The following is a 2,804-nucleotide window of genomic DNA, read 5'->3' on the forward strand; positions in this document are numbered from 1 at the left end:
TTTATTTTATTTTATTTTATTTTATTTTATTTTAAGGAAGCTTATATACCCAGTAGCCTCCTTGTTGATAAATCAATTGTGCAAGTTCCAGTTCCGTCGGTGCTGGCTTATCTACAAATGGCAGCATCCTTGCCAGTAACGTCTGCCCGCTTTCCTCATCACTCAGAAAAAATACCCGGATCTCATTATCCGATACAGATTGGAGTGTATAGGTATCAAAATTATTTTCCTTTACCTGTACTTTCATTTGATTGATCATGCCGTGCATATTGCCCGTCATCGGAAAATTCTGATACGCTACACCTATGCTTTCCGGGTACATAAGTCCTAGTTTATAGAGATCAGTAACATGTACAATCAGGTAGGCTTCACGGTCAGAACCAATCAGTTGCCGCAGTTGTTGAATGCCTTCTTCCGCTGGCGCTGCCAGTGCTTGGCTGAAGTGTTTAAATCGGTCCAATTCCGCCGCATCCGCCTTGCTTTGCCAGAATTGGTTTTCATAGGCCTGAATCGCTTTGCTGTGGTCCAGCCACGGCGCAGGGATCATAAGTGGTTCGTTCAGGTGATTGGTAAATAGCGTGTCGCGCCCTGTAAGCAGTTTGATTTGCCGGGAGGTATCCCACCAGGAAAGTATCAGTGCGTCTTTCGGTGCGTACTTGCTGATCGCTTCAGCTAATGTGGTGAGCTCCGATGGCTTTCTGTCAAAATTATAAAGTATTTCATTGGTGCTGTTCTTCCAATAGATCAGTACCGGCGCTCCGTCTTCCTGTTTCGCAACAATGAATTCAGCGATTGGCTTATCTACTCCGTCAGCTTGTACTTTGTATTGGCCAAGCTTCAACTCCGGCCAGCCTTCCAGGTCCATTTTATTAAACGTGCTACTGCTGCCTTCCTCTATCAATTGATATTGATAAGGTGCGGGTATCGGTTTAAACCAGAGGTACGCGAACCAGCCCAATAAAAGCAATCCTCCCGTCACCAGGAAAATTCCTAATGACGGGAGTAGTCTGCCGCCCGATCGCACGACCACCTGGGTAGTGCGATCTGTCGTGTCAGAGCCTATCAAGCTTCGCTTTGCTTACGTTTGCGCCAGCCTGCCAATGCCAGTGTTCCGGCCAGTAGCATGCCGCCTCCTAAACCGCCCAGTGAGATCTTCTCAGCTGTGCCGTCCAAGTCGAGTAAGCTGGTACGTTTGGTTTCAAGATTCTTCACTCGTTCTTGCAGCGCAATCATCTCGCGAATACGAGTATTCTCGTCTTGAATTTCAACATACGCACGGTTGATCGGGCCCCAGCCTTCCGTATAGGTCCATCCACCTGGGTTCACGTGAGCCAGGCCTACGTGCATCTTAGCCAGGTCATTTTCATGCATTTCCAGTACCTTGAGCTCAATCGCTGCCGGACTGTTGCCTTTTGACCAGAATAGCTGTGCAAAGTATGCATAGCCTTCTTTCTCAGGTGGCGGTGGTGCAGGACGATTGGTTTTCTGACCCGTCAGCAACCCTTCCTTATACAGCGTATGCACGATCTGATTAGCTTCTTGGTATTTAGCCAATCCTTCCAGCGTGCCTTTGTCCATCAGGTCCAGGTATGAACGTGCAAATCGCTCTGAGTGACATTGGGTGCAGGTAATTACCCATGAGTCTAAACGTGCTTCAGACCAGTCGCTCGTAATGTTTTCTGCTATGCCCGGAACAAATGGATAGTTCGCCCAACGTATCTTCCTTACCATGTTGTGGCTGTACTCGCCTTCGTATTCCATGTGACAGCCCGCACAGGTCGGTGCGTTTTGTCCGCCCACTTCATACGCGTCCTTCAGTTGCACTTCCCAGTTCCATTTGTCTCCCAGCATCGATACCATCTTGCCGTGCTTTGACATGGAGTAGGCTTCCCAGTTGTTGTGATCTACGCCACTATGGCAAGTTGCACAGGCTTCTGGTTTGCGCGATTCCGCAGCTGAAAATTCATGGCGTGTATGACATGAGTCACATTTGTTCTGGTTGGTGTGGCACATCGAGCAGCCTTCAGCTACTTCACGTTGTGGCATCGCCGCCCATACAGTCGTTTCTACGTTGGCTTTGTAATCCAGCGCATGTGAAGGGCGTCCATCAGGCCATTGTCCGTGCGGCCATATCATCGTGTCACGTTCCGATTCGCGCTCCACAAATTCCTGCAAGTGACAGGCACCACATACTTCCGCTGTCGGCATTCTGATGTCTTTGGTGTGATCCGCCTTCTTCTTCGCGTTGATTTCCACGTGACAGTCAATACAGCCAACTTCCTTCAGGTTCTCGCCTTCCGCTAATTTGCCCAGTGAGCGCAAATTCTTCTCTACGTCTTCAAGTTTAGCTTTCTTGTAAAATGTAGGATCTTCCGGCTTAAGATTACGTACCTTGTCTAAGTTCCCATGACTGCTACGCTTCCATGCTTGTACCCATACCGGCGATTCGTCTGTGTGACATTCCACGCATTCCTTGCGACTCGCTATTTCTTTATTCGAGGTCGGTGATTTGTAAAATGTCGCAGGATCCAAATATATTCCATATGGAATCGGCTCCCAATACTTCGCCATCGTCCCAGGTCCCGCTCCCTGCTCAGGATCCTTATAACGCTTTACCACCGCTTCGTATACTTCCTTCGGCGTCGCCTTATTTCGATCCAACTTCAGCGCTTCGTATAATTCGTTCGGAACGCTCGGTATGTTCGCGTGCGCAGATCCCATCAGCAATACACCTAACAGCGCCGCAATTACCACCGGCCATCGCTTGGCTTTCATCTCTCTCTCCTTTGTTTTTCCATAATTGT

The 2,804-nt window shown here is 48.7% G+C and carries 2 protein-coding genes; both read right to left on the reverse strand.

All coding sequences use genetic code 11. The annotated features are described in order from the left end of the window. Positions 1–31: 31 nt before the first annotated feature. On the reverse strand, positions 32–1,066 hold the full coding sequence (gene haoB / locus C7H79_RS16785) for a hydroxylamine oxidation protein HaoB (RefSeq protein WP_242447358.1): 1,035 nt from the start codon (positions 1,064–1,066) through the stop codon (positions 32–34). Next, positions 1,063–2,775, reverse strand: a complete 1,713-nt coding sequence (locus C7H79_RS16790) for a multiheme c-type cytochrome (RefSeq protein ID WP_106708376.1) — start codon at positions 2,773–2,775, stop codon at positions 1,063–1,065. The genes haoB and C7H79_RS16790 overlap by 4 nt, the downstream gene beginning before the upstream one ends. Positions 2,776–2,804: the final 29 nt, after the last annotated feature.

Origin of the sequence: Nitrosomonas supralitoralis (assembly GCF_003011925.2) — a bacterium.
In the GTDB taxonomy this organism is placed as follows: domain Bacteria; phylum Pseudomonadota; class Gammaproteobacteria; order Burkholderiales; family Nitrosomonadaceae; genus Nitrosomonas; species Nitrosomonas supralitoralis.